Origin of the sequence: Desulfovibrio sp. Fe33, assembly GCF_028532725.1 — a bacterium.
GTDB lineage: Bacteria > Desulfobacterota > Desulfovibrionia > Desulfovibrionales > Desulfovibrionaceae > Pseudodesulfovibrio.
On sequence record NZ_JAQKGU010000001.1, the window covers coordinates 176,976 to 195,964 of the forward strand.

The 18,989-nt window shown below is 63.7% G+C and carries 22 protein-coding genes; 11 read left to right on the top strand and 11 right to left on the bottom strand.

Going from position 1 to position 18,989, the window contains the following annotated elements; all coding sequences use genetic code 11:
- Positions 1 to 40 precede the first annotated feature (40 nt).
- Positions 41 to 301: an RNA recognition motif domain-containing protein gene (locus PSN43_RS00855; protein WP_272698820.1), complete on the bottom strand. Its 261-nt coding sequence runs from the start codon at positions 299 to 301 to the stop codon at positions 41 to 43.
- 340 nt (positions 302 to 641) lie between these two features.
- Here PSN43_RS00855 and purD point away from each other — a divergent pair, with 340 nt between their 5' ends.
- The 8 genes from purD (at position 642) to PSN43_RS00895 (ending at position 6,652) form a co-directional block, all read left to right on the top strand.
- Positions 642 to 1,919, top strand: coding sequence for a phosphoribosylamine--glycine ligase (gene purD / locus PSN43_RS00860; RefSeq protein WP_272698821.1), 1,278 nt, complete (start codon positions 642 to 644; stop codon positions 1,917 to 1,919).
- 310 nt (positions 1,920 to 2,229) lie between these two features.
- The gene (gene purE, locus PSN43_RS00865; RefSeq protein ID WP_272698822.1) at positions 2,230 to 2,712 is read left to right on the top strand and encodes a 5-(carboxyamino)imidazole ribonucleotide mutase; all 483 of its coding nucleotides are present in this window, start codon (positions 2,230 to 2,232) and stop codon (positions 2,710 to 2,712) included.
- Between the two features lie 154 nt (positions 2,713 to 2,866).
- Complete coding sequence (locus PSN43_RS00870) at positions 2,867 to 3,391, top strand: hypothetical protein (RefSeq protein WP_272698823.1); 525 nt, start codon at positions 2,867 to 2,869, stop codon at positions 3,389 to 3,391.
- Between the two features lies 1 nt (position 3,392).
- Complete coding sequence (locus PSN43_RS00875) at positions 3,393 to 3,890, top strand: hypothetical protein (RefSeq protein WP_272698824.1); 498 nt, start codon at positions 3,393 to 3,395, stop codon at positions 3,888 to 3,890.
- Between the two features lie 3 nt (positions 3,891 to 3,893).
- Positions 3,894 to 4,640: a hypothetical protein gene (locus PSN43_RS00880; protein WP_272698825.1), complete on the top strand. Its 747-nt coding sequence runs from the start codon at positions 3,894 to 3,896 to the stop codon at positions 4,638 to 4,640.
- 42 nt (positions 4,641 to 4,682) lie between these two features.
- Positions 4,683 to 5,282, top strand: a complete 600-nt coding sequence (locus PSN43_RS00885; RefSeq protein ID WP_272698826.1) for a glycosyltransferase — start codon at positions 4,683 to 4,685, stop codon at positions 5,280 to 5,282.
- Positions 5,283 to 5,383: 101 nt separating this feature from the next.
- Entirely contained in the window at positions 5,384 to 5,803 is a 420-nt protein-coding gene (locus tag PSN43_RS00890) for a universal stress protein (RefSeq protein ID WP_272698827.1), read from the top strand.
- A 33-nt stretch (positions 5,804 to 5,836) separates the two neighbouring features.
- Complete coding sequence (locus tag PSN43_RS00895) at positions 5,837 to 6,652, top strand: substrate-binding periplasmic protein (protein WP_272698828.1); 816 nt, start codon at positions 5,837 to 5,839, stop codon at positions 6,650 to 6,652.
- A 231-nt stretch (positions 6,653 to 6,883) separates the two neighbouring features.
- Here PSN43_RS00895 and PSN43_RS00900 read toward each other — a convergent pair whose 3' ends face one another.
- Positions 6,884 to 7,762 (bottom strand): THxN family PEP-CTERM protein, encoded by an 879-nt coding sequence (locus PSN43_RS00900; RefSeq protein WP_272698829.1) that lies wholly within the window; start codon positions 7,760 to 7,762, stop codon positions 6,884 to 6,886.
- Between the two features lie 405 nt (positions 7,763 to 8,167).
- Between PSN43_RS00900 and PSN43_RS00905 the strand changes: the two genes are divergently transcribed.
- A complete protein-coding gene (locus PSN43_RS00905; RefSeq protein ID WP_272698830.1) occupies positions 8,168 to 9,511 on the top strand; it encodes a glutamine synthetase family protein in 1,344 nt (447 codons plus the stop codon).
- Positions 9,512 to 9,606: 95 nt separating this feature from the next.
- Here PSN43_RS00905 and PSN43_RS00910 read toward each other — a convergent pair whose 3' ends face one another.
- The 4 genes from PSN43_RS00910 to PSN43_RS00925 all read right to left on the bottom strand — a co-directional run bounded on the left by PSN43_RS00910 (position 9,607) and on the right by PSN43_RS00925 (position 12,073).
- Entirely contained in the window at positions 9,607 to 9,837 is a 231-nt protein-coding gene (locus PSN43_RS00910) for a thioredoxin family protein (RefSeq protein WP_272698831.1), read from the bottom strand.
- A gap of 22 nt (positions 9,838 to 9,859) precedes the next feature.
- The gene (locus PSN43_RS00915) at positions 9,860 to 10,957 is read right to left on the bottom strand and encodes a permease (RefSeq protein ID WP_272698832.1); all 1,098 of its coding nucleotides are present in this window, start codon (positions 10,955 to 10,957) and stop codon (positions 9,860 to 9,862) included.
- A gap of 150 nt (positions 10,958 to 11,107) precedes the next feature.
- A complete protein-coding gene (locus PSN43_RS00920; protein ID WP_272698833.1) occupies positions 11,108 to 11,410 on the bottom strand; it encodes an ArsR/SmtB family transcription factor in 303 nt (100 codons plus the stop codon).
- Between the two features lie 216 nt (positions 11,411 to 11,626).
- The gene (locus PSN43_RS00925) at positions 11,627 to 12,073 is read right to left on the bottom strand and encodes a hypothetical protein (protein WP_272698834.1); all 447 of its coding nucleotides are present in this window, start codon (positions 12,071 to 12,073) and stop codon (positions 11,627 to 11,629) included.
- A gap of 213 nt (positions 12,074 to 12,286) precedes the next feature.
- Between PSN43_RS00925 and PSN43_RS00930 the strand changes: the two genes are divergently transcribed.
- Entirely contained in the window at positions 12,287 to 12,742 is a 456-nt protein-coding gene (locus tag PSN43_RS00930; protein WP_272698835.1) for an NfeD family protein, read from the top strand.
- Positions 12,743 to 12,744: 2 nt separating this feature from the next.
- Positions 12,745 to 13,728 carry an SPFH domain-containing protein gene (locus PSN43_RS00935; RefSeq protein ID WP_272698836.1) on the top strand — a complete coding sequence of 328 codons (984 nt, stop codon included), beginning with the start codon at positions 12,745 to 12,747 and terminating at the stop codon, positions 13,726 to 13,728.
- A 103-nt stretch (positions 13,729 to 13,831) separates the two neighbouring features.
- On the opposite strand, the gene PSN43_RS00940 is transcribed toward PSN43_RS00935, so the two are convergent.
- The 5 genes from PSN43_RS00940 to PSN43_RS00960 form a co-directional block, all read right to left on the bottom strand.
- The gene (locus PSN43_RS00940) at positions 13,832 to 15,052 is read right to left on the bottom strand and encodes a phosphopentomutase (RefSeq protein WP_272698837.1); all 1,221 of its coding nucleotides are present in this window, start codon (positions 15,050 to 15,052) and stop codon (positions 13,832 to 13,834) included.
- Positions 15,052 to 16,398, bottom strand: coding sequence for a thymidine phosphorylase (deoA, locus tag PSN43_RS00945; protein ID WP_272698838.1), 1,347 nt, complete (start codon positions 16,396 to 16,398; stop codon positions 15,052 to 15,054). Before deoA ends, PSN43_RS00940 begins: the two co-directional genes overlap by 1 nt.
- 89 nt (positions 16,399 to 16,487) lie before the next feature.
- Positions 16,488 to 17,276, bottom strand: coding sequence for a deoxyribose-phosphate aldolase (deoC, locus tag PSN43_RS00950; RefSeq protein WP_272698839.1), 789 nt, complete (start codon positions 17,274 to 17,276; stop codon positions 16,488 to 16,490).
- A complete protein-coding gene (locus PSN43_RS00955) occupies positions 17,273 to 17,683 on the bottom strand; it encodes a cytidine deaminase (protein ID WP_272698840.1) in 411 nt (136 codons plus the stop codon). Before PSN43_RS00955 ends, deoC begins: the two co-directional genes overlap by 4 nt.
- A 156-nt stretch (positions 17,684 to 17,839) precedes the next feature.
- Positions 17,840 to 18,832: a BMP family lipoprotein gene (locus PSN43_RS00960; RefSeq protein WP_272698841.1), complete on the bottom strand. Its 993-nt coding sequence runs from the start codon at positions 18,830 to 18,832 to the stop codon at positions 17,840 to 17,842.
- Positions 18,833 to 18,989 lie beyond the last annotated feature (157 nt).

Genomic DNA, 18,989 nt, shown 5'->3' on the forward strand with positions numbered 1-18,989 from the left:
GGCGGGCCGTCCGGGAGCGGCGAGCTGTATCCGAACCGGGTCAGGACCTGGGGCGGGGGGCGCGCGGTTTGGCTTCGTTGACCTTCAGGGGGCGTCCGGACATCTGATAGCCGTCCAGGGCCTCGATGGCCGCGGCAGCGTCCGCGTCCGCCATCTCCACGAATCCGAAACCGCGGAAGCGGCCGGTTTCGTGATCCTGAATAAGTTTTACGGAAGAGACGGTGCCGTGGGACGCGAACAGGTCGCGCACGTCGTTCTCGGTTGCGCCGAAGGGAATGTTGCCGACATAAATGCTTTTCATGACGATGAGGCTCCAACAAAAGTAATCCAGCGAACGGGGAAGGTTGCCGATCTTGGGTCTTCGTGCCGAGGGCTCGAAGGCTGTTCTTCCCCGCACCATTTCCGCGTCCCGGCCCCTCACGGTTTCGCCGCAGGGAGTGCGGGATTACCTTAGCCATTACGACGAGTTGCATTTTTCGTCAACAGGGTGGAGCGTTTTTTGCCGGTCCGACCCCGTTCCTTTCCCGGAAAGCTAATGGGGGCGCGGCATGGCGGGCAGGAACCCGTCGTCCATAATCCTTGAAAAATGGCGCGATTTTCCTTACACCGTGAACATCCCGAAAACAGACTGGAGGGGAACGATGAAGATTTTGGTTGTCGGTTCCGGAGGCCGTGAGCACGCCCTGTGCTGGAAGCTGGCTCAGAACCCTAAAGTGGAGACCGTCCTTTGCGCCCCGGGCAACGGCGGCACCGCCCAGGTGGGCGAGAATATAGACGTCAAGGACGACGACATTCCGGCCCTGGTGGCCCTGGCCAGGGACGAGGAAGTCGACCTCGTGGTGGCCGGACCCGAGCTGCCGCTGGTGCTCGGCCTTGAAAACGCGCTCAGGCAGGAGGGCATCCCCTGCTTCGGCCCCAACGCTTTTGCCGCCAATTTGGAAGGCTCCAAGGCGTTCTCCAAGAACGTCATGGCCGAGGCGGGCGTACCCACCGCGCCTTTCCGCGTGTTCGACGAATACGAGGACGCCGTCGCCTTCATCAGGGAGAAGGGCGCGCCCATCGTGGTCAAGGCCGACGGCCTGGCCGCGGGCAAGGGCGTTGTCGTGGCTTCCACCGAGGAAGAGGCGCTGGAGGCCCTGGATCAGATGATGGTCAAGAAGGTCTTCGGCGCCGCCGGGGAACGCGTGGTCATCGAGGAGACCCTCAAGGGCGAGGAAGCCTCCTTCCTTTGCTTCTGCGACGGCGTGAACTACGCCATGCTCCCGTCCAGCCAGGACCACAAGGCCGCCTTTGACGGCGACACCGGCCCCAACACCGGCGGCATGGGCGCCTATTCCCCGGCCCCCATCCTGCCCAAGGAAAAATACGCCGAGACCGCCGAATTGTGCATCAGGCCCATCCTGCGTCACCTGGCCGCCAAGGGCGAGCCGTTCAAGGGCGTGCTCTACGCCGGACTGATGTACACCGAGAACGGCCCCAGCGTGCTCGAATACAACGTCCGTTTCGGCGACCCCGAATGCCAGCCCCTGCTCATGCGCCTGGAGACCGACCTGCTTGAGATCATGTTCGCCTGCATCGACGGCAAGCTCGACCAGGTCGAGGTTCGGTCCACCCCGCAGACCGCCTGCGGCGTCGTCATGGCCGCCGAGGGGTATCCCGGCTCCTATCCCAAGGGCATGGAGATCACCGGCATCGACGAGGCCGACGCCATGGAAGGAGTCAAGGTCTTCCAGGCGGGCACCCGGCTGGAGAACGGGAAGATCGTCACTTCCGGCGGGCGCGTGCTCTGCGTCACCGCCCTGGGCGACGATCTGGCCGCCGCACGGGAACGGGCCTATGAGGCCGTGGCCAAGGTCCGCTTCGACAAGAGTTTTTATCGCCGCGACATAGCCGCCAAAGGCTTGAAACGCGCCAAATAATCTGGAAGAAAGGCAAGGGGGAAACTTTTTCGGAAGTTTCCCCCTTGCGCTCCCCCTCGGAATTTTCGGCGTTGCGCCGACGGAAGGGGGGGGGCCGGGAGCGGATGCCCGGCCGGATTGCGCAGGGGCGCGAGCCCCGGGATTTCGTAATTATAACAGGACACCTTCCGGCACGCCCTTCATGGAGCGACCCCGAAAACGCCTGGCGGGGGAGAAGGGATGAGGTCGGTGGAAGTGGAGAGGGAGCCCCGCGACAAGGGTTTCCCTCTCCGCTTCCTCCGGCCGCCGGAGGCGTTGAAGGAGCATGAAGATGCCGCAGGTTGTTATTTTCATGGGGTCGATCTCGGACGAGGAAAAGATGCGTCCGTGTTCGGACCTTCTCAAGGAGCTTGGCGTGGACCATGTGTTCACGGTTTCGTCGGCTCACCGCACGCCGGAGCGCACCGCCAGGCTGGTGGAGGAATTCGAGGCCGACGGGGCGCAGGTGTTCATCTGTGCGGCGGGCCTGGCCGCGCACCTGGCAGGCGCGGTCGCGGCAAAGACCACCCGGCCGGTGCTGGGCGTGCCGCTGTCGGCCTCGGCGCTGGGCGGCATGGACGCGCTGCTGGCCACTGTGCAGATGCCTCCGGGATTCCCGGTGGGCACCCTGGCCCTGGACAAGGTGGGCGCGAAGAACGCGGCCTGGCTGGCGGCGCAGATTCTGGCCCTGCACGACGAGGAACTGGCCGCAAAGATCAGGGCCGCCCGCGACGGGTTCAGGGAATCCGTGGAAAAGGCGGCGGCGTCCCTGTAGCCGGTTTCCTGGAACCTTTCGCCGGAGCGGCAATGCGGCGCGCCGGACAAACCCTGCGGCCCGGCCGTGCGGTTCGTCCGGCGTCCGCGCGTTTGAAGTCGGCGGGCGTCTTGCCCGGCACAGGGCTTTCACGTAATGATCCGGGACAGGCATCATGACGACATCCACGAAGCAGCAAAGCGCCGGTGGGGCGCCGGAATACAGGGCGGGCAAGGCCTCCAGACGGTTTCTCAGGAACCTGGTCTGGGTGCTGGTCATCGGCGGCCTGTTCCTCGGCGGCCAGGGCGTGCGCTATTACCTGCACTACGCCCAGCTTGAGCGGATTCGCGAGGAGACCGACAAGCTGTACAGGTCCGTGCTCGGACCGGATATCGGCGGCTCTCCCTTCGGTCGGCTGCAATTCGAACACGGCAAGCTGCTGGCGTCCCGGCGCATAGGCCTGGACCCGTTGGCCGTGCTGGCGGGCCTGAGCCTGCCCGAGAGCCAGGGGGTCCGTGTGGACATGGTGGATCTGACCGGCTCCCGTGGACGGGTGCGGGGCTTTTTCAGCGGCGACGAGGCCGGATTCCTGCGGTACGCGGAGAAGCTGTCCGACGACGACCGATACCTTTTTTCCGTTTACAAGATAGTCGAGCTGGGCGGTGGCGTATCCTTCAGCCTGAACGTGGAGCCCAAGTAGCATGGCCCGGAAACGCGCAACATATCCCTGGAGCGGCTGGCCTCCTGCCTCGCAGGAGCGGCTGTTCAAGTACGTTCTGTTCATGGCGGCCGGGGCGTTCTTTGCGGTCTTCGTGGGCGCGAATCTGTTCACCGGCTCGCTCGGCCAGCAGATCAAGGAGCAGAAGGCGCAGTACGGGCTGGTGGTCCCGCTGGTGCAGGAGATCCACACCCTTCGGGCCGAGCAGGGGGATTTGGTCCAGTTGTCCCCCGAGGACGCGGTCCGGCGCATTTTGGACGACCGGTCCCTGAACGATTACGTGCGATCCATTTACGCCACGCGTCCGGCGGAGAATCAGGAAGGGGTGCGGGTGGCCCTGGAAGGTCTTACCGTCATAATGCTCGCGGATTTTTTGCAGGACGTGCGCGACAGGGCCGGTCTTCAGACGCCCGAGTTCAAGTTGACCCGCAACCTTGAGGAGCCCCGCCTGGCCGACCTGCTCCTCGTGTTGGCGAGGTAGTCCATGGCCGCGCCCAATTCGAAACACTCGTCACTTCCCGGCCGCATTCTGGCCCGTTTGGTGCTGATGAGCCTCGGGTTCGCCCTGGGAGTGGCGTTGTTCACGCCTTGGGGCAAGGTATGGGCGTCGGCCCTGACCCGTCTGGATGCGAACATGCCCGCGGTGGGGCTGACCTGGAGCTCCATCGACCGCGACGGGCCGTTCGGCTTCCGGGTTCGCGATTTCAAGATTTCAGCGGCCCAGACCCCCGGCAGGCTTCATTTCGAACACGCCTATGTGACGGTGGGCTTGTCGCCCTTGGCCAGGGTCAGGCTCGACACCGGCGGCGCGCAGTGCCTCCTGGAGCTGTTTTCCAACGGGGTGTTCGATTTCGAGGGAGACATGGACCTGACTTACCTGCTCGGCAACAGCGACCTGAAAGGGGTGGTGCACGCCTCGGGCAGCCTGTTCCTGCCCGAAGGGGCGCGGCTGCCCAGGAAAGGCTGGATGGACGTGCGTTCGGCGCAACTGGTGCTGCCCGGCGGCAAGGTTATCGAGGACCTCGCGTTCACCTCTGAAATCGAGAACGTGAACATGAACGTGCGCGATTTTTCCATGCGCCTGCCCCTGAACTACAAATCCTCGGGAACGGCCGTCATTGATCCGGACGATTTCTTCCGGACGCGGTTCGATCTCAAGGGGGACATGACCGTGGGCAGAGAGACTTTCCCCTACGAGATGCGCGGAACCCTGGGCGAAGCCATCTGGTAGGTCCCTGTTTTCAAAACGCAAATCGTCTGTTACAGCAATCCCATGAAGATCGCCGTCATCCATGAAGACGCCGAGGTCCTGCTGGCCGGTTGCGGTTCGCTGCTGTCGTCCATGGTTTCCCTCGGGCATGAGGTCAACGCCGTGGCTCCGGCCGGGGGGCCGGACGTCGCCGACGGTTTCGAGTCCCTGGGCGCGGAATACGCCATGTATCCCCTCGCGCCGGGCGGACTGACGCCGGTGAGCGACATCGGCACGCTGCTTCATCTCAAGCAGGTCCTGTTCCGCATCCGGCCCGATCTGGTCCTGTCCGCGGGCCTCAAGCCGATGGTTTACGGCTCCCTGGCCGCGCGCATGGCCTGGGTGGGCGAGGAGAAGAAGGTCTTCGCGTTGGCGGACGGGCCGGGGACCGCCTTTGCCGACGGCGGGCTCAAGGGGCGGCTGTTCTCCGCTCTGGCCAAACCCATGCTCCGGGCCGGGTTTCGTTCCTGCGACGGAATATGCTTCCGCTCCGGCCGGGCCGAGTCCTTTTACCGCGATCTCGGCGTGCTCCAGCCGGACGCGCGGACCGTGGTCGTCGATGGCGACGGACCGGAAAGGGACCCCGCCGTGCTCGCCTTCATGGGCCTGACATCGATCGATTGATTGTACAATCGTGTTGGCAGCGCCTGGCTCCATGGTGTAGCCTTGGGTCGCGTGCTTCATTGAAGGCGCGCCCTGAACGCCAAATGCAAAGGAGCGGACTCATGAACATTTCCCGAATTCTTCTTCCGGTCGACGGTTCGCGGCTGTCCGATGCGGCCGCCGACATGGCCATCGAGCTGGCCGGGAGCGGGGGGACCGTCATCCTGCTCAACGTGCGCCGGACCGTGCCCACGGCCCTGGGGCAGCCCAACGCCAACGAACTGCTCGAATACCTGAACCGGAACGCCGAGGACATCATGGCCCATTACCGCGCCAGGCTGTCCAACGCCAAGGTGGATTTCCAGGAGCTGGTCGTGGGCGGGGACGTGGCCGACGTCATCGCCAACGTGGCCGACAATGAGCGTTGCGACGTCATCGTCATGGGCTCCAAGGGCAAGTCCGACCTGGAAGGCCTGTTCCTCGGCTCCGTCACCCACAAGGTGCTCCAGATCACGTCCAAGCCCGTGCTGGTGGTGAAGTAGTCCTGCGGGCTTTCCCGCGCAGGCTCGAAGGATATGCCGACAATGGATGGGAAATTCAGCCTTCGGGGGCGTTGCCTGGTCTGCCTTTTGGCCTGTTGCCTGTTTGCTCCGATCTTGTGGCCGCGTCCGGCGGCCGGATTGGAGCGTGTGGTGGCGGTTTCGGATAGCTGGATGCCCTACACCGGTGAGCCTAATTCCAACCGGGAGGGCTACGCCGTTGAGGTCCTGCGTTCCGTGCTCGAAGAGCGGGGATTCAACGTGGAGTACCGCGAGCTGCCCTGGAAGCGGGCGATGCATGAGGTGTTGTCGGGCCGGGCGGACATTCTCGTCTGCGCGACCCGGGACAATCTTCCCGAACTCGTGTTTCCCGGGACCCCTTTGGGGCGGGCCGACCTGTGCTTCTTCACATTGGATCGGGATTGGCGGTTCGCCGGTCCCGATTCCCTGGCCGAAGTGGTCACCGGATTCGTCCAGGGCTACGATTATCCGCAGTGGTTCGAGGATGACTTGGGCCGCCACCCCGGCCGGTTCCACGCCCTGCACGGCGGGGACGCCTTTGCCCGAATGCTGGCCATGCTCGCAGAGGGCCGCGTCCAGACCATTCCCGGTTGCAGCGCCGTGGTCGATTATTACGCCCGGCTGGCCGGTCTCGAAGGCAAGGTATACATGGCCGGGTGCAGCCGGGACGGCTGCCATGAGCTGTATTTCGGCCTGTCTCCGGCCAACCGTCCACGGTCTGTGCTCCTGGCGGGCATACTGGACGAGGGAATGCATATTATGCGCACCACCGGCCAGCTCGATCATCTGCTCCTCAAGTACGGCCTCAAGGATAGGGTCGAGGTCCGCTGACCGGCCGCGAAGACGAAAGTCAGGCGTTGAAAGCCGCTTTGCTGCGATAGCCGGGTGATTTCGCCTCCGGCGGGCAAGGGCTCGCACCCTTGCATCCCATATATGCGCCTTCGGCGCGGTTTTTTTCCCTCTTGGGGGCGGCCTGCCGTGAAAGCGGGGAGGTAAAATGATAGTCCATAAAAAAACCCCGCATCCGAAGATGCGGGGTTGTAGTTGGCAGTCCGGTTGGCGTTACTGGCGCATACGGCGGCTCACAAAGGCCAGGCCGACGAGGCCGAGGCCGAGGATGGCAAAGGTGGACGGTTCCGGAGTGGGAACCGGGCCGTTGGAGACAACGGTCAGCGCGGAGCCGGCGTAGGTGGTCGCGTCTTCCACGGTGGTCCAGCCAAAGAGGTTGAACTCCGGATCGGCGACCCATCCGTTCTCAAAGGCCCACCATAGGAAATTCCGATAAGTCACTTCCCCATAGCCCATGTCTTCAAGGGTTTGCAGCACGGTAGAGCCGTTGTAATCCATTCCCGCCAGGCTCTCCATGTCGAGCAGGCCGAGGCCGCTCGTGAAAGCGAAGGTGTAATTATACCCCATGTAGGTAAAGTCCTCAACAGAGGCTTCGGGGTTGACCAGGACAAACACATCGTTGTTGCGCGCAGGGTTGAAGGGGTGGCTGTTGTCGGTTTCAAAGAACATGAATTCGAGAACAGTGTTGAAGGAGGCCTCGGAACCCGTGACCGGGTCGATCCCCTGCAACGTCAGGTTGGCGGCCATCATGCCGCCTTGGAGGAAGTAGTCTCCGCGAATGGACCTGTTGTCGTGATACATGTGGTTTTCGATTTCGGCGGTGGCGCCGGTGTTCAACGTGCCGGTCTTGGTGATGAAGCCGATGGAGCTTTGGCCCTCATCGCCCCAGCTCAAGGAGTTCACGACTTCTCCCGATCCGTTGGTAAAGCTGCTGGAAGTGAGGCCGTCCTGAGTGCCTTCCTGGTTCCAGTAATCATAGAATTCGTAGGAAATCGTGTATTCCCACTGGGTGATCTGAGCGGCGGAAGCCGGGTTTGCACAAAGTATGGCCAGGCATAAAGCCATGAAAATCTTGAAGGGGGCGGATGTCATTGCGAGTTCTCCTGCATGTTTTTGCACGGCCATTAGCATAAGACATGCCAGAAGATAACACCTTGAAATAGAAAGCTTTATTATAAAACAAAAGCTTGGCAAATTTATTTTGTGTAAATATTATCGACAAGTTGCGTCTTTTTTTAACACTTTTCACCCAACGCAAGGGAGCGCCCAGGCCCACCGTATTCCCCGCACTCCCTGTCGCGCGGTTTTTGCGGCCCGGCCCGGCCTTTCCGCGCCGGAAACGATTTTCGGGACATTTCTGTTGATGCCGCACCGAAAAAATGGGTAAACATCTATCCATATCATTGTGCAAAGCACCGGCATTGCCCGTTTCGGCCGACGGCCGCGCACAGCGGGGCGAACGGCCTGTTGCTCCAACATTCAAACCGGAGGAGTCTTATGAGTATCCCTGTTTTCAATTGCAAAAACGCGGACGACGTGATGAAGGCGGTCAAGGATTACAACGTCAGCTTCATCCAGTACTGGTTCGTGGATATCCTCGGCACCCTCAAGAGCTTCCAGATCACTCCCAACGAGCTTGAAGCCTCCTTCGAGGAAGGCATGGGCTTCGACGGTTCGTCCATCCTCGGCTTCTGCCGCATCGACGAATCCGACATGGTGGCCATGCCCGATCCGACCACGTTCCAGATCTGCTCCTGGCGGCCCGCCGAGAAACCCGTGGCCCGCATGTTCTGCGACGTGGTCAATCCCGACGGCACGCCGTTCGAGGCCGACTCCCGGTTCGTCCTCAAGAAGGTCATGGCCCAGGCGGCCGAGAAGGGCTACACCTTCTACGTCGGGCCTGAGCTCGAATTCTTCCTCTTCGCCGACGACCAGGACACCGAGACCCTGGATTCGGGCGGATACTTCGACGCGCCGCCGCTCGACCTCGGCAACAACATCCGTCGCGACATCATTTTCGCCCTGGACGCCATGGGCATTCAGGTCGAGTACTCCCACCACGAGGTGGCCCCGTCCCAGCACGAGATCGACCTGCGCTACCAGGAAGGCATGAAAATGGCCGACACGGCCATGACCTATCGCGTGGTGGTCAAGGAGACCGCCCGCAAGTTCGGCTGCTACGCCACCTTCATGCCCAAGCCGATCTTCGGCGAGAACGGCTCCGGGATGCACGTCCACCAGTCGCTTTTCAAGAACGGCCGCAACGTCTTCTACGACGCCAACGACGAATACCATCTGTCCGCCGAAGGCAAGTCCTACATCGCGGGCATTCTCAAGCACGCCCCTGAATTCGTCTGCGTGACCAACCAGTGGGTCAACTCCTACAAGCGGCTGGTCCCCGGCTACGAGGCCCCGGTCTACATCGCCTGGGCGCGGCGCAACCGTTCGGCCCTGGTCCGCGTGCCCATGTACAAGCCCGGCAAGGAGAACGCCACCCGCATGGAGCTGCGCTGCCCGGATCCGGCCGCCAATCCGTATCTCTGCTTCGCCGTCCAGTTGGCCTCCGGCCTCAAGGGCATCGAGGAAAACTACGTTCTGGCGGACCCGGTTGAAGAGGACATCTTCGCCATGAACGACCGCCAGCTCAAGCGCAACCGGATCAAGGCGCTGCCCGGCTCCCTCTACGAGGCTGCCATGAACCTTCAGAGGTCCACGCTGATGAAGGAAATCCTCGGCGAGCACCTGCATTCCGCCCTGGTCGAGAACAAGCTGGCCGAGTGGGACGAATACCGCACCCAGGTCACCGAGTACGAACTCGACAAGTACCTGCCCATTCTGTAGGCGGCCTCCAGCGATAATTGAAAACCCCCGTGAGCGCAGGCTCACGGGGGTTTTTCATTTGAGCGGCCGGGAAATGGGCCGCAAACGGCTTGGCGCTATTCCAGCCAGCCGAGGACTTCTTTCTTGGACGGGGCCTTGCCCACCACCTTGACCTGGCCGTCGATGACCACGGCAGGAGTGGAGAAAATGCCGTATTTGGCGATCTCCTGGAAGTCCTTTACTTTTTCGATGTCGGCGGCGACGCCCGCTTCGGCAACGGCTTCGCGCACGGTTTTTTCGGCCTGTTCACACTTGGGGCAGCCGGGCCCCATGACCAGAATCTTCATATTTTTGCTCCTATGGAATCGGTTAAATAACGGTGTTGAAGAGATAGCCCACGATCAGGATGCCGCAGCCCACCACGGCGATGAAGGCCGCGATGAGGCGAGGCTTCAGGACCTTGCGCAGAATGACCATCTCCGGGAAGGAGAGGGCGATGACGGACATCATGAAGGCGAGGGTGGTGCCGAGGGCGGCTCCCTTGCCGAGCAGGGCTTCCACCACCGGGATGATTCCGGCGGCGTTGGTGTACATGGGGATGCCCAGCAGCACGGAGAGAGGCACGGACCACCAGGATTCGCTGCCCATGATCGAGGCGAGCCATGCCTCGGGCACGTATCCGTGGATCAGCGCGCCCGCCGCGATGCCCAGCACCACGAACTTCCAGACCCGGCCCACGATGTCGCGCACCGAGTCCAGGGCGTAGGCGAAGCGCTGTTTCCAGGTCATGGGCGGAGTGTCGGCGGCCTCGCCTGCGCGGATTTCCCGGACCCAGTCCTCAACGTAGGATTCCAGGCGCATACGGCCCATGATCCAGCCCGCGATCACGGCGATGGTGATGCCGGTGACGAAGTACAGGGCCGCGACCTTCCAGCCGAGCAGGCCGTAAAGCAGGACCAGGGCGATTTCATTGACCATGGGCGCGGCGATGAGGAAGGAGAACGTCACGCCAAGCGGTATCCCGGCCGTCATGAACCCGATGAACAGGGGAACGGCGGAGCAGGAGCAGAAGGGCGTGACCACGCCGAGCAGCGCGGCCAGGACGTTGCCTGCGGATTCACGCTTTCCGGCCAGGAAGGAACGGGTCCAGTTGACCGTGACGAACGAGCGCAGGATGCCCACGCCGTAGACCACCAGCAGCAGGAGCATCAGCACCTTGGGCGTGTCGTAGACGAAGAACTGCAAGGCCGCCCCGAGATGGCTGGCCGGGTCGAGCCCCAGCAGGGAATAGGCGAACCACTCGGAGAAGGGCAGCAGTTGCCGATAAAGGACGTACCAGGCGGCCAGGGCCGCGACTTGCAGGAGCAGGACGCGGACAAGACCGCCTTGGTCTTTGGGCGATTCGGCCTCGGCCTTGGGCTTGCCGCACCCGCAGGCGCAGGGAATGTTGTTCAATTGTTTCGACATCGTCACCTTCTCTTGGCTAAATCGCCAAATGTTGTTTCAAAAAAAATATCACCCGCCCCGATGGCTGGCCGGGACGGAGGCGCTTCCTCCGTTCCGGGGCGAGATTTCCCGACAATCCGGCCGAAACCGCGTGGCGGCTCCTTTAACCGGTTACCTGTCCGCCTTGAGCACGGACTCGATGCAGTGGAAGAAGTCGAGAACGCAGGGAACGCGGAGGCGGTAGTAGATGTGCTTTCCGCGTCGTTCGTCCTCGACGATGCCCACCTTTTTCAGCACGGCGAGGTGTTTGGACACCGTGGACATGTCCGCTCCGACCAACTCGCGCAGGTCGCAGACACAACGCGCCCCGTGCGACAATTCGTCTATCATCATCAGTCTCGACGGATGGGCCATGGCCTTGACCACTTTGGCCCGCGCCTCGAAACAGTCGGCGGGCAGAATTTCCTTGGGCATCGTTCCTCCACGGTCTACACTTGGCAATATAGCCAAATGTCCGGCCGCGTCAAGGGGGCCGCGAGGGGGTGGCGAAAAAAAATGCGCCAAGGGCGCGTACAGGGGGGGCAATCGTTGCCCGCCGGAGGCGGAATCCTCCGGCTATGGCCGTGAAGAGGCTTTCGGGCCTCTTCTTATTCTTCAGGGGCGAAAGGGCTGGCTTCCTCGAAAGGAGGTTTAGTCGCGAGGGGCGATGGAGGCTTTGCCGTGGCTGAAGACCAGGCGGTGCGGCTCGTTGCGGATGACGTGGTCCAGCTCCACGTTCAGGGGCGTGAAGCTGGTGATGGCCCCGCCGTTGGTGGTCACGGTGACGAAGACCTTCTGGCCGGGCTTGGGGTTGAAATAGACCATGCCCTCGCCGCGTTTCTGCCAGTTGCTTTCCAGGGTCTTGCACCCGCCCGTGAAGGTCTTTGGGATGAAGGGAGTGACCGCGTAGACGGTCTTGAAGGTCACGCTTTTGAGGGTGCCGTCGGCGTTGTTACCTACCACCAGGACTTTGCCCACGGTGGCGATGGCCTTGACTTCGGACTCGCGGGCCATCATGGCTAGGTAGTCGGTTTCGGCCCGTGCGGGGATGGCGGCGGCAAGAAAAATCAATATGGAAAAGAGGGTGCGGAGCTTCATTGTCATTGGTTCTCGAAATGTTGAGCTGTGGAAACGGATGCACCCTAGCCCAGATGACGGACAGGCGCAACAATGTGCAAAAGAACGGTGCACAGGCTGAAGAAAACGGTTCGTCATTCCGTCATTCCGCCTCCGGTCGCCGCGCCGGTGGGGCAGGCCCGTATCGACAAGCCCGGCTTAATCCGGTACTTTTGTGATGACCTGGGAGGTCCCATGGAATATTTCAACTCAGTGGAAAACTTGCAGTGGCTCATCTGGCTGGGCGTGGGCGTGTTCTTTCTCATCGCCGAACTGGTAGTGCCGGCCTTCATCGTGGTGTTCCTGGGACTGGGTGCGCTCATCGCCGGGCTCACGGCCTTTTTCGGGGCCACGGTTCCGACCCAGCTCGTGGTTTTCGGCGCTTCCTCCGTGGTCCTGATTCTTCTGTTCCGGAAGGTCATGGCCAAGACCTTTTCCGGCGAGAGGGCCGAGGACGAGGAGCGGGACATCATCGGCGCGGTGGCGGAAGTGGTTGAACCCATCCGCCCGCCCCAGTCCGGCAGAATCAAATTCCAGGGCTCCTTCTGGAGCGCCCGGAGCAACGAACCCGTGGAGCCGGGCTCCATGGTCCGCATCGTCGCGCGCGACGAAAACGACGTGAACGCCTTCGTGGTGAAAAAGGAGCAGTGAATATGGACCCCGCAACCATGACATCCCTGGTCACGGCCCTGGTTTTCGTCCTTCTGGTGATCGTCCTGATCATCAAGACGGCCGTGGTCGTGCCCCAGAAAAGCCAGTTCGTCGTCGAACGGCTCGGCAAGTACGCCAAGACCATAGGCGCCGGCCTGCATATCCTCATCCCGTTCATCGACCGCATCGCCTACAAGCGCTCCCTCAAGGAGGAGGTCATGGACGTTCCGGCGCAGACCTGCATCACCCGCGACAACGTGTCGGTGACCATCGACGGCGTGCTCTACATCCGCGTCATCGACGCCAAGATGTCCGCCTACGGCATCGAAAACTACTACATCGCCGCGTCCCAGCTCGCCCAGACCTCCCTGCGTTCGGCCATCGGCAAGATCGACCTCGACAAGACCTTCGAGGAGCGCGAGTCCATCAACGCCTCCGTGGTTCAGGCCGTGGACGAGGCGGCCCAGGAGTGGGGCATCAAGGTCATGCGCTACGAGATCAAGGATATCACTCCTCCGGGCACCGTCATGGCGGCCATGGAAGCGCAGATGAAGGCCGAGCGCGAGAAGCGCGCTGAGATCGCCACTTCCGAGGGCGACCGCCAGTCCCGCATCAACCGGTCCGAGGGAATGCGCCAGGAGGCGATCCAGATTTCCGAAGGCGAGAAGCAGAAGCGCATCAACGAGGCCCAGGGGCGGGCGCAGGAAATTCTTCTTGTGGCCGACGCCACCGCCGAAGGCATCCGCAAGGTGGCCGAGGCCGTCAACCTGCCCGGTGGCGCCGAGGCCATGAACCTCAAGGTCGCGCAGCAGTACATCGAGGAATTCGGCAAGCTCGCCAAGACCAACAACACCATGATTATCCCCGCGGATCTCGCGGGCGCGGGCGGCATGGTCGCCACCGCCACGGAGATCATCAACACCGCCATGCGCCGGGGCAAGGGCGGGACTGCTCCCCAGGTCCCTGGCACGCCCAAGGCCGGGTAGCGGCGCGGACGCCGGAATTGCGGCGGCCCCGTTCGGAATACCGGACGGGGCCGTTTTATTTTTGTGGATACGGTCCGGCGGCTTTGAGCCGTTCGAACCCGCTTCAGTCGAGGTCCATCGCCCGGCCCGCGTCCAGCGGGGCTATGCCGAGGTGGCGGGCCACGGTCTGGCCCACATCGGCGAAGGAGGCTCGCAGGCCCGCGGAGCCGGGCAGGACGGCCGGACCGAACAGCAGTATGGGCACGCATTCGCGGGTGTGGTCGGTGCCTCTCCATGTGGGGTCGCAGCCGTGGTCGGCGGTGACGACGGCCAGGTCGCCGGGCTTGAGGCGGGGAAGAAATCCGGCCAGGCGCGCGTCGATCCGCTCCAGCGCGGCGGCGTATCCGGCGGTGTCGCGGCGGTGGCCCCATTCAGAGTCGAACTCCACGAAATTGGCGAAGGTCAGGGAGCCGTCGGGTGCGTTGGCGGCTTCGGCCTCGACCAGGTCGAACAGGGCGTCTGAATCCGGGCCCTTGACCGCTTTGGTGATGCCCCGGTGGGCGAAGATGTCGGCGATTTTGCCCACTGAGACGACTTCGCGCCCGGCGTCTTTGAGGCGGTCTAGCAGGGTCTCGCCCGGAGGCTCCAGGGAATAGTCGCGTCGGTTGGGCGTGCGGGTGAATCGTCCCGGTTCGCCGACGAAGGGGCGGGCGATGACCCGGCCTATGTTGTAGCCGTCGAGCAGGCCGCGGACGAGTTCGCACAGGTTCAGGAGTCGTTCCAGGCCGAAGGTTTCCTCGTGGGCCGCGATCTGGAAGACGGAGTCCACCGAGGTGTAGCAGATGGGCTTGCCGCTTTCCATGTGTTCGGCCCCCAGGTTGGCGAGAATCTCCGTGCCCGAGGCCGCGCAGTTGCCGAGGATGCCGGGCAAGCCGCCCTGTTTGATGATCGCGTTGGTCAACGATTCGGGAAAACTCGGATACTGCGGCGGGAACACGCCCCAGTCGAAGGTCACGGGCGTTCCGGCCAGCTCCCAGTGCCCGCTTGGGGTGTCCTTGCCCCGGCTGACTTCCCGGGCCGCCGCAAACCTGCCGCGCAGTACGGAAGGGGCCAGGCCGGGCGGCACCTTGCCTGTGACGAGCTCGGCGGCCAGCCCCAGGCCGAGGGAGGTCATGCAGGGCAGGGCGAGCGGGCCTTCGCGCACCTCCTTCCGGTCCGCCTCGCCGTGCGCGCAGGCTTCGGCGATGTGGCCGAGGGTGTCGGCTCCGGCATCGCCGTATCGGTCTGCGTCCGGGGCCGCGCCGATGCCCAGGGAGTCCAGGACCAGAATGAACGCGCGCGGCATCAGCAGGTTCCCTCCATTTGTTTTGCGGTGATCCGTTCCCTGATGACGGGCCTTTCCTCGGGCCGCCGCTCTCCGACGGCCACGGCCGCCCGGATGCTGTCTGCGGCTGTTCGCGCCTGCTCTTCGGTCCGGGCGTGGACCACGCACAAGGGAGTTTCGGGCGTCACCGGGGCGCCGATGCGGGCGAAGCCGCTCATGCCCACGCCGTGGTCAATGGACTGGTCGGCCCTGGTGCGGCCGCCGCCCATGCCCACAAGGGCCATGCCCACGGCACGGCAGTCCATGGCCGTGATGAATCCTTCCGTGCCTGCGGGCACGGGCAGTTCCACGGGCGCGATGTCGAGATGGTCGTCCGCCCGCTCCACAAAATCGGCGGGTCCGCCCAGCCCGGATACCATGCGCCCGAAGCGTTCGGCCGCCGCGCCGGAAGCCAGCGCTTCCTCCATTTTGCGAGCGGCATCGTCCATGTCCCGGGCCGCGCCCTCCATGACCAGCATTTCGCCGGCGCAGGCCAGGACGACCTCGGCCAGCCTGGGCTCCCGCGACGCGCCGGTCAGGAACTCCACGGCCTCGCGGACTTCCACGGCGTTGCCCACGCTGCGCCCCAGCACTTCGTTCATGTCCGTGAGCAGGGCGGTGGTCGGCACGCCCGCGCCTTCGGCCACGGTGACGATGGACCGGGCCAGCTCGCGCGCGTCATCGTATTGCCGCATGAACGCGCCGGAGCCGAACTTCACGTCCATGACCAGCCCGCCCAGTCCGGCGGCCAGTTTCTTGGACAGGATGGAGGCGGTGATGAGGTCGATGGATTCCACGGTGGCGGTCACGTCGCGCACCGCGTAGAGCCGCCGGTCGGCCGGGGCCAGGTCCATGGTCTGGCCGATGATGGCGCACCCCGCATCCCGGACGACCTTGGCGAACCGTCCCAGGTCCGGGGCCGTGTCATAGCCGGGAATGGCGTCGAATTTGTCCAGCGTGCCGCCCGTGTGTCCGAGGCCGCGCCCGGAGATCATGGGCACGAACAGTCCGCACGCCGCGGCCAGCGGCCCGAGGATGAGGCTGACCTTGTCGCCCACCCCGCCCGTGGAATGCTTGTCGGCCACGCCGCGTTTGATGCCGAGAGACGGCCAGTCGAGCACCCGGCCGGAGTCGCGCATGGCCTCGGTCAGGCCGACCCGTTCGCCGAGGGTCATGCCCCGGAAATAGACGGCCATGGCGAACGCCGCCACTTGGCCTTCGCTGACCGAACCGTCCGTGATGCCGCGCACCATGGCCCGGATTTCGGTCCTGTCCAGTTCGAGCCCGTCGCGTTTTTTGCGGATCACTTCCTGCGGTATGAACGTCATGAGGCGCTTCCTGCTCCAGTCCTCCCCATACCTGCCGACCGGCTTCTCCGGATGCGGCCTTGGAAGGACGGGCGTTTGGTTCGTCCCGGTTAAAGGCCGAGGTGTTTTTTCACATCGTCGAGCAGGCTGCTCGCGCCGAAACGAAGGGTCCGGGGGGTGGCCCAGCCTTCGCCCAGGATGTGGTCGGCGAGGAAGAGATAGCCCGCCGCCTGGTCCGCCGTCTTGAGGCCGCCGGACGGCTTGAAACCGAGCGGCCGCTTGACCTTCGGTCCCATGTCGCGGATGGCCGAAAGCATGACCGCCGCCGACTCCAGGGTCGCCCCGCCCGGCACCTTGCCCGTGGACGTCTTGATGAAGTCGGCTCCCGCCTCGATGGCGTCCCGGCTGGCTTCGCCGATGATCTTCGGCGACTGGAGCTGGCTCGTTTCCAGGATGACCTTGAGCAGGACGTCCTCGCCGCAGACCTCACGCACCTGGTGGAGGAGGGCGATGGCCTGGTCGCGATGCCCGGCCTTGTACCGCTTGTACGGCAGGACCACGTCTATTTCCTGCGCCCCGGCAGCCACCTGCGCCCTGGCCTCGGCCACGGCGTTCGCCGCATCGGGCAGGCCGTGGGGGAAGTTGCAGACCGTGGCCACGCGCACGCCGGTTCCGCTCAGTTCGGACAGGGCCAGCGGCACGAACTTGTCGTACACGCAGACCGCGGCCACATGCCCCTTGGGCGTGACCGCCCGCGCGCACAGGTCGCGAATCTTTCCGTCGGTGTCGTCCTCTCCTAGGGAGGTCAGGTCCATGGAAGCCAGGATGCGCAGGGCGCATGTCTCGTCGGCTCGGGCTTTTTCGGCCTCAAGCGTCAGTTCTTTCAATTCGTCGTTCATCGTTTTCGCGGGTTGAGGTTGTGCGGCCCGAAGGACTCGGGCAGCAATTCGTCCACGGTCATGGTCAGCAGCGGGCCGCGCTCGTTGCAGGCGCGGACGATCGTGTCCGGCCCGGCGAATTCCCGGATTCGCTGTCGGCAGCCGCCGCAAGGGGTGCAGGGTTCGTCCGAGGGGCCGACCACCACCAGTTCGCGGATGACGCCGCCCCCGGCCAGCACCATAGCCGATATGGCCGATTGCTCGGCGCAGCAGCCCAGCGGATAAGCCGCGTTCTCCACGTTGCAGCCGGAGAACGTCCGGCCCTGCTCCGTGACCAGGGCCGCGCCCACCGGATGGCCGGAATAAGGCGCGTAGGCGTTGTCGCGGGCCTTGGTCGCCATTCGTATGAGCTCGTCTGTTCGGGTCATCTAACGCTCCTCCGCGCAGGATATGCGGTCCGCATCGGATCGTTCTCCCACCCTCTGGCCGATCTGATTCGGGCCATGGCCCGGGCGGCATGAGGATAAACCGGATCGGGATTCCGTCCGCCGTGAGCCGGCTTGTGTCTCGTGCGTGAATACAGGTTATTTGTCCATGATTTCAAGGTAGTCGGTAACCTTGAGCCTGCCGGAGACGATGTCCGCCCTGGCTTGGTCGACGCGGGCCCGCATCTCCGGGGAGATCAGGGTTTCGTTGTATTTGTCGAGCGCGTAATCCACGCCGCCTTCAGCCAGGCCCAGAACCTTCACGCCGGGTTTCCAATCGCCGTTGCGCGCGTCGCGCATGGTTTGGAGCACGGCCAGGTCCACGCGTTTGACCATGGAGGTCAGCACGCTGCCGGGGTGGATGCAATCCTGGTTGGAGTCCACGCCGATGGCGAATTTTTTCATGTCGGCGGCGGCCTGGAGCACGCCCATGTTCGACCCGCCCGCTGCGGCGAAAACGACGTCCGCGCCCCGTGCGAACTGGGCGCGAGCCAGCTCGCCCGCCTTGTCGGGATCGCCCCAGGCGTCGGAGGTGGTTCCGGTCATGTCCTCGAAAATCACGATCTTCCCGTTCACGTAGCGCGCGCCTTCCGCGTAGCCCAGGGCGAACTTGCGGATGAGCGGCACGTCCATGCCGCCCACAAAGCCGATCTTGCCGGTTCGGGACTTCAGGGCCGCCACCATGCCTACCAGGAACGCCCCCTGGTGCTCCTTGAAAATCACGGATTGCACATTGGGCCCGTCCACCACCGAGTCGATGATGACGAATTTGGTGTCGGGGAAATCCGGGGCGGCTTTTTCCAGCGCCGGGGCGAAGGGAGTGCCCATCACCACTATAAGGTCGCAGCCCTTGGAGGCGAACTTGCGCAGGGCCAGCTCGTACTGGGATTCGTCGTTAGGTTCGAAGTCCTGATACCGGGTGCCGGTTTCCTTTGAGAATTCCTCGGCTCCCTTGTGCGCGGCCTGGTTGAAGGCGTTGTCGAACTTTCCGCCCAGATCGTAGATGACGGCGGGATTCAGGGCGAGCGCGGTGGCCGCGGACAGCGTCAGGGCCAGGACAACCAGGGTGGGCGTGATCAGAGTGCGGAACATGCTTCCCTCCAAACGGTTTCGCGGGAAATTCCCCTTTCCCCGCAACGGCGGCGGCCGCCGGACGGCCCGGCCTCCCGCAATGCAGCGGGACGGTATGTGACAATACGTCATCAAGGCCGGGACGCCAACCCGAAGATGATTGGCAGGGCGGAAGCGG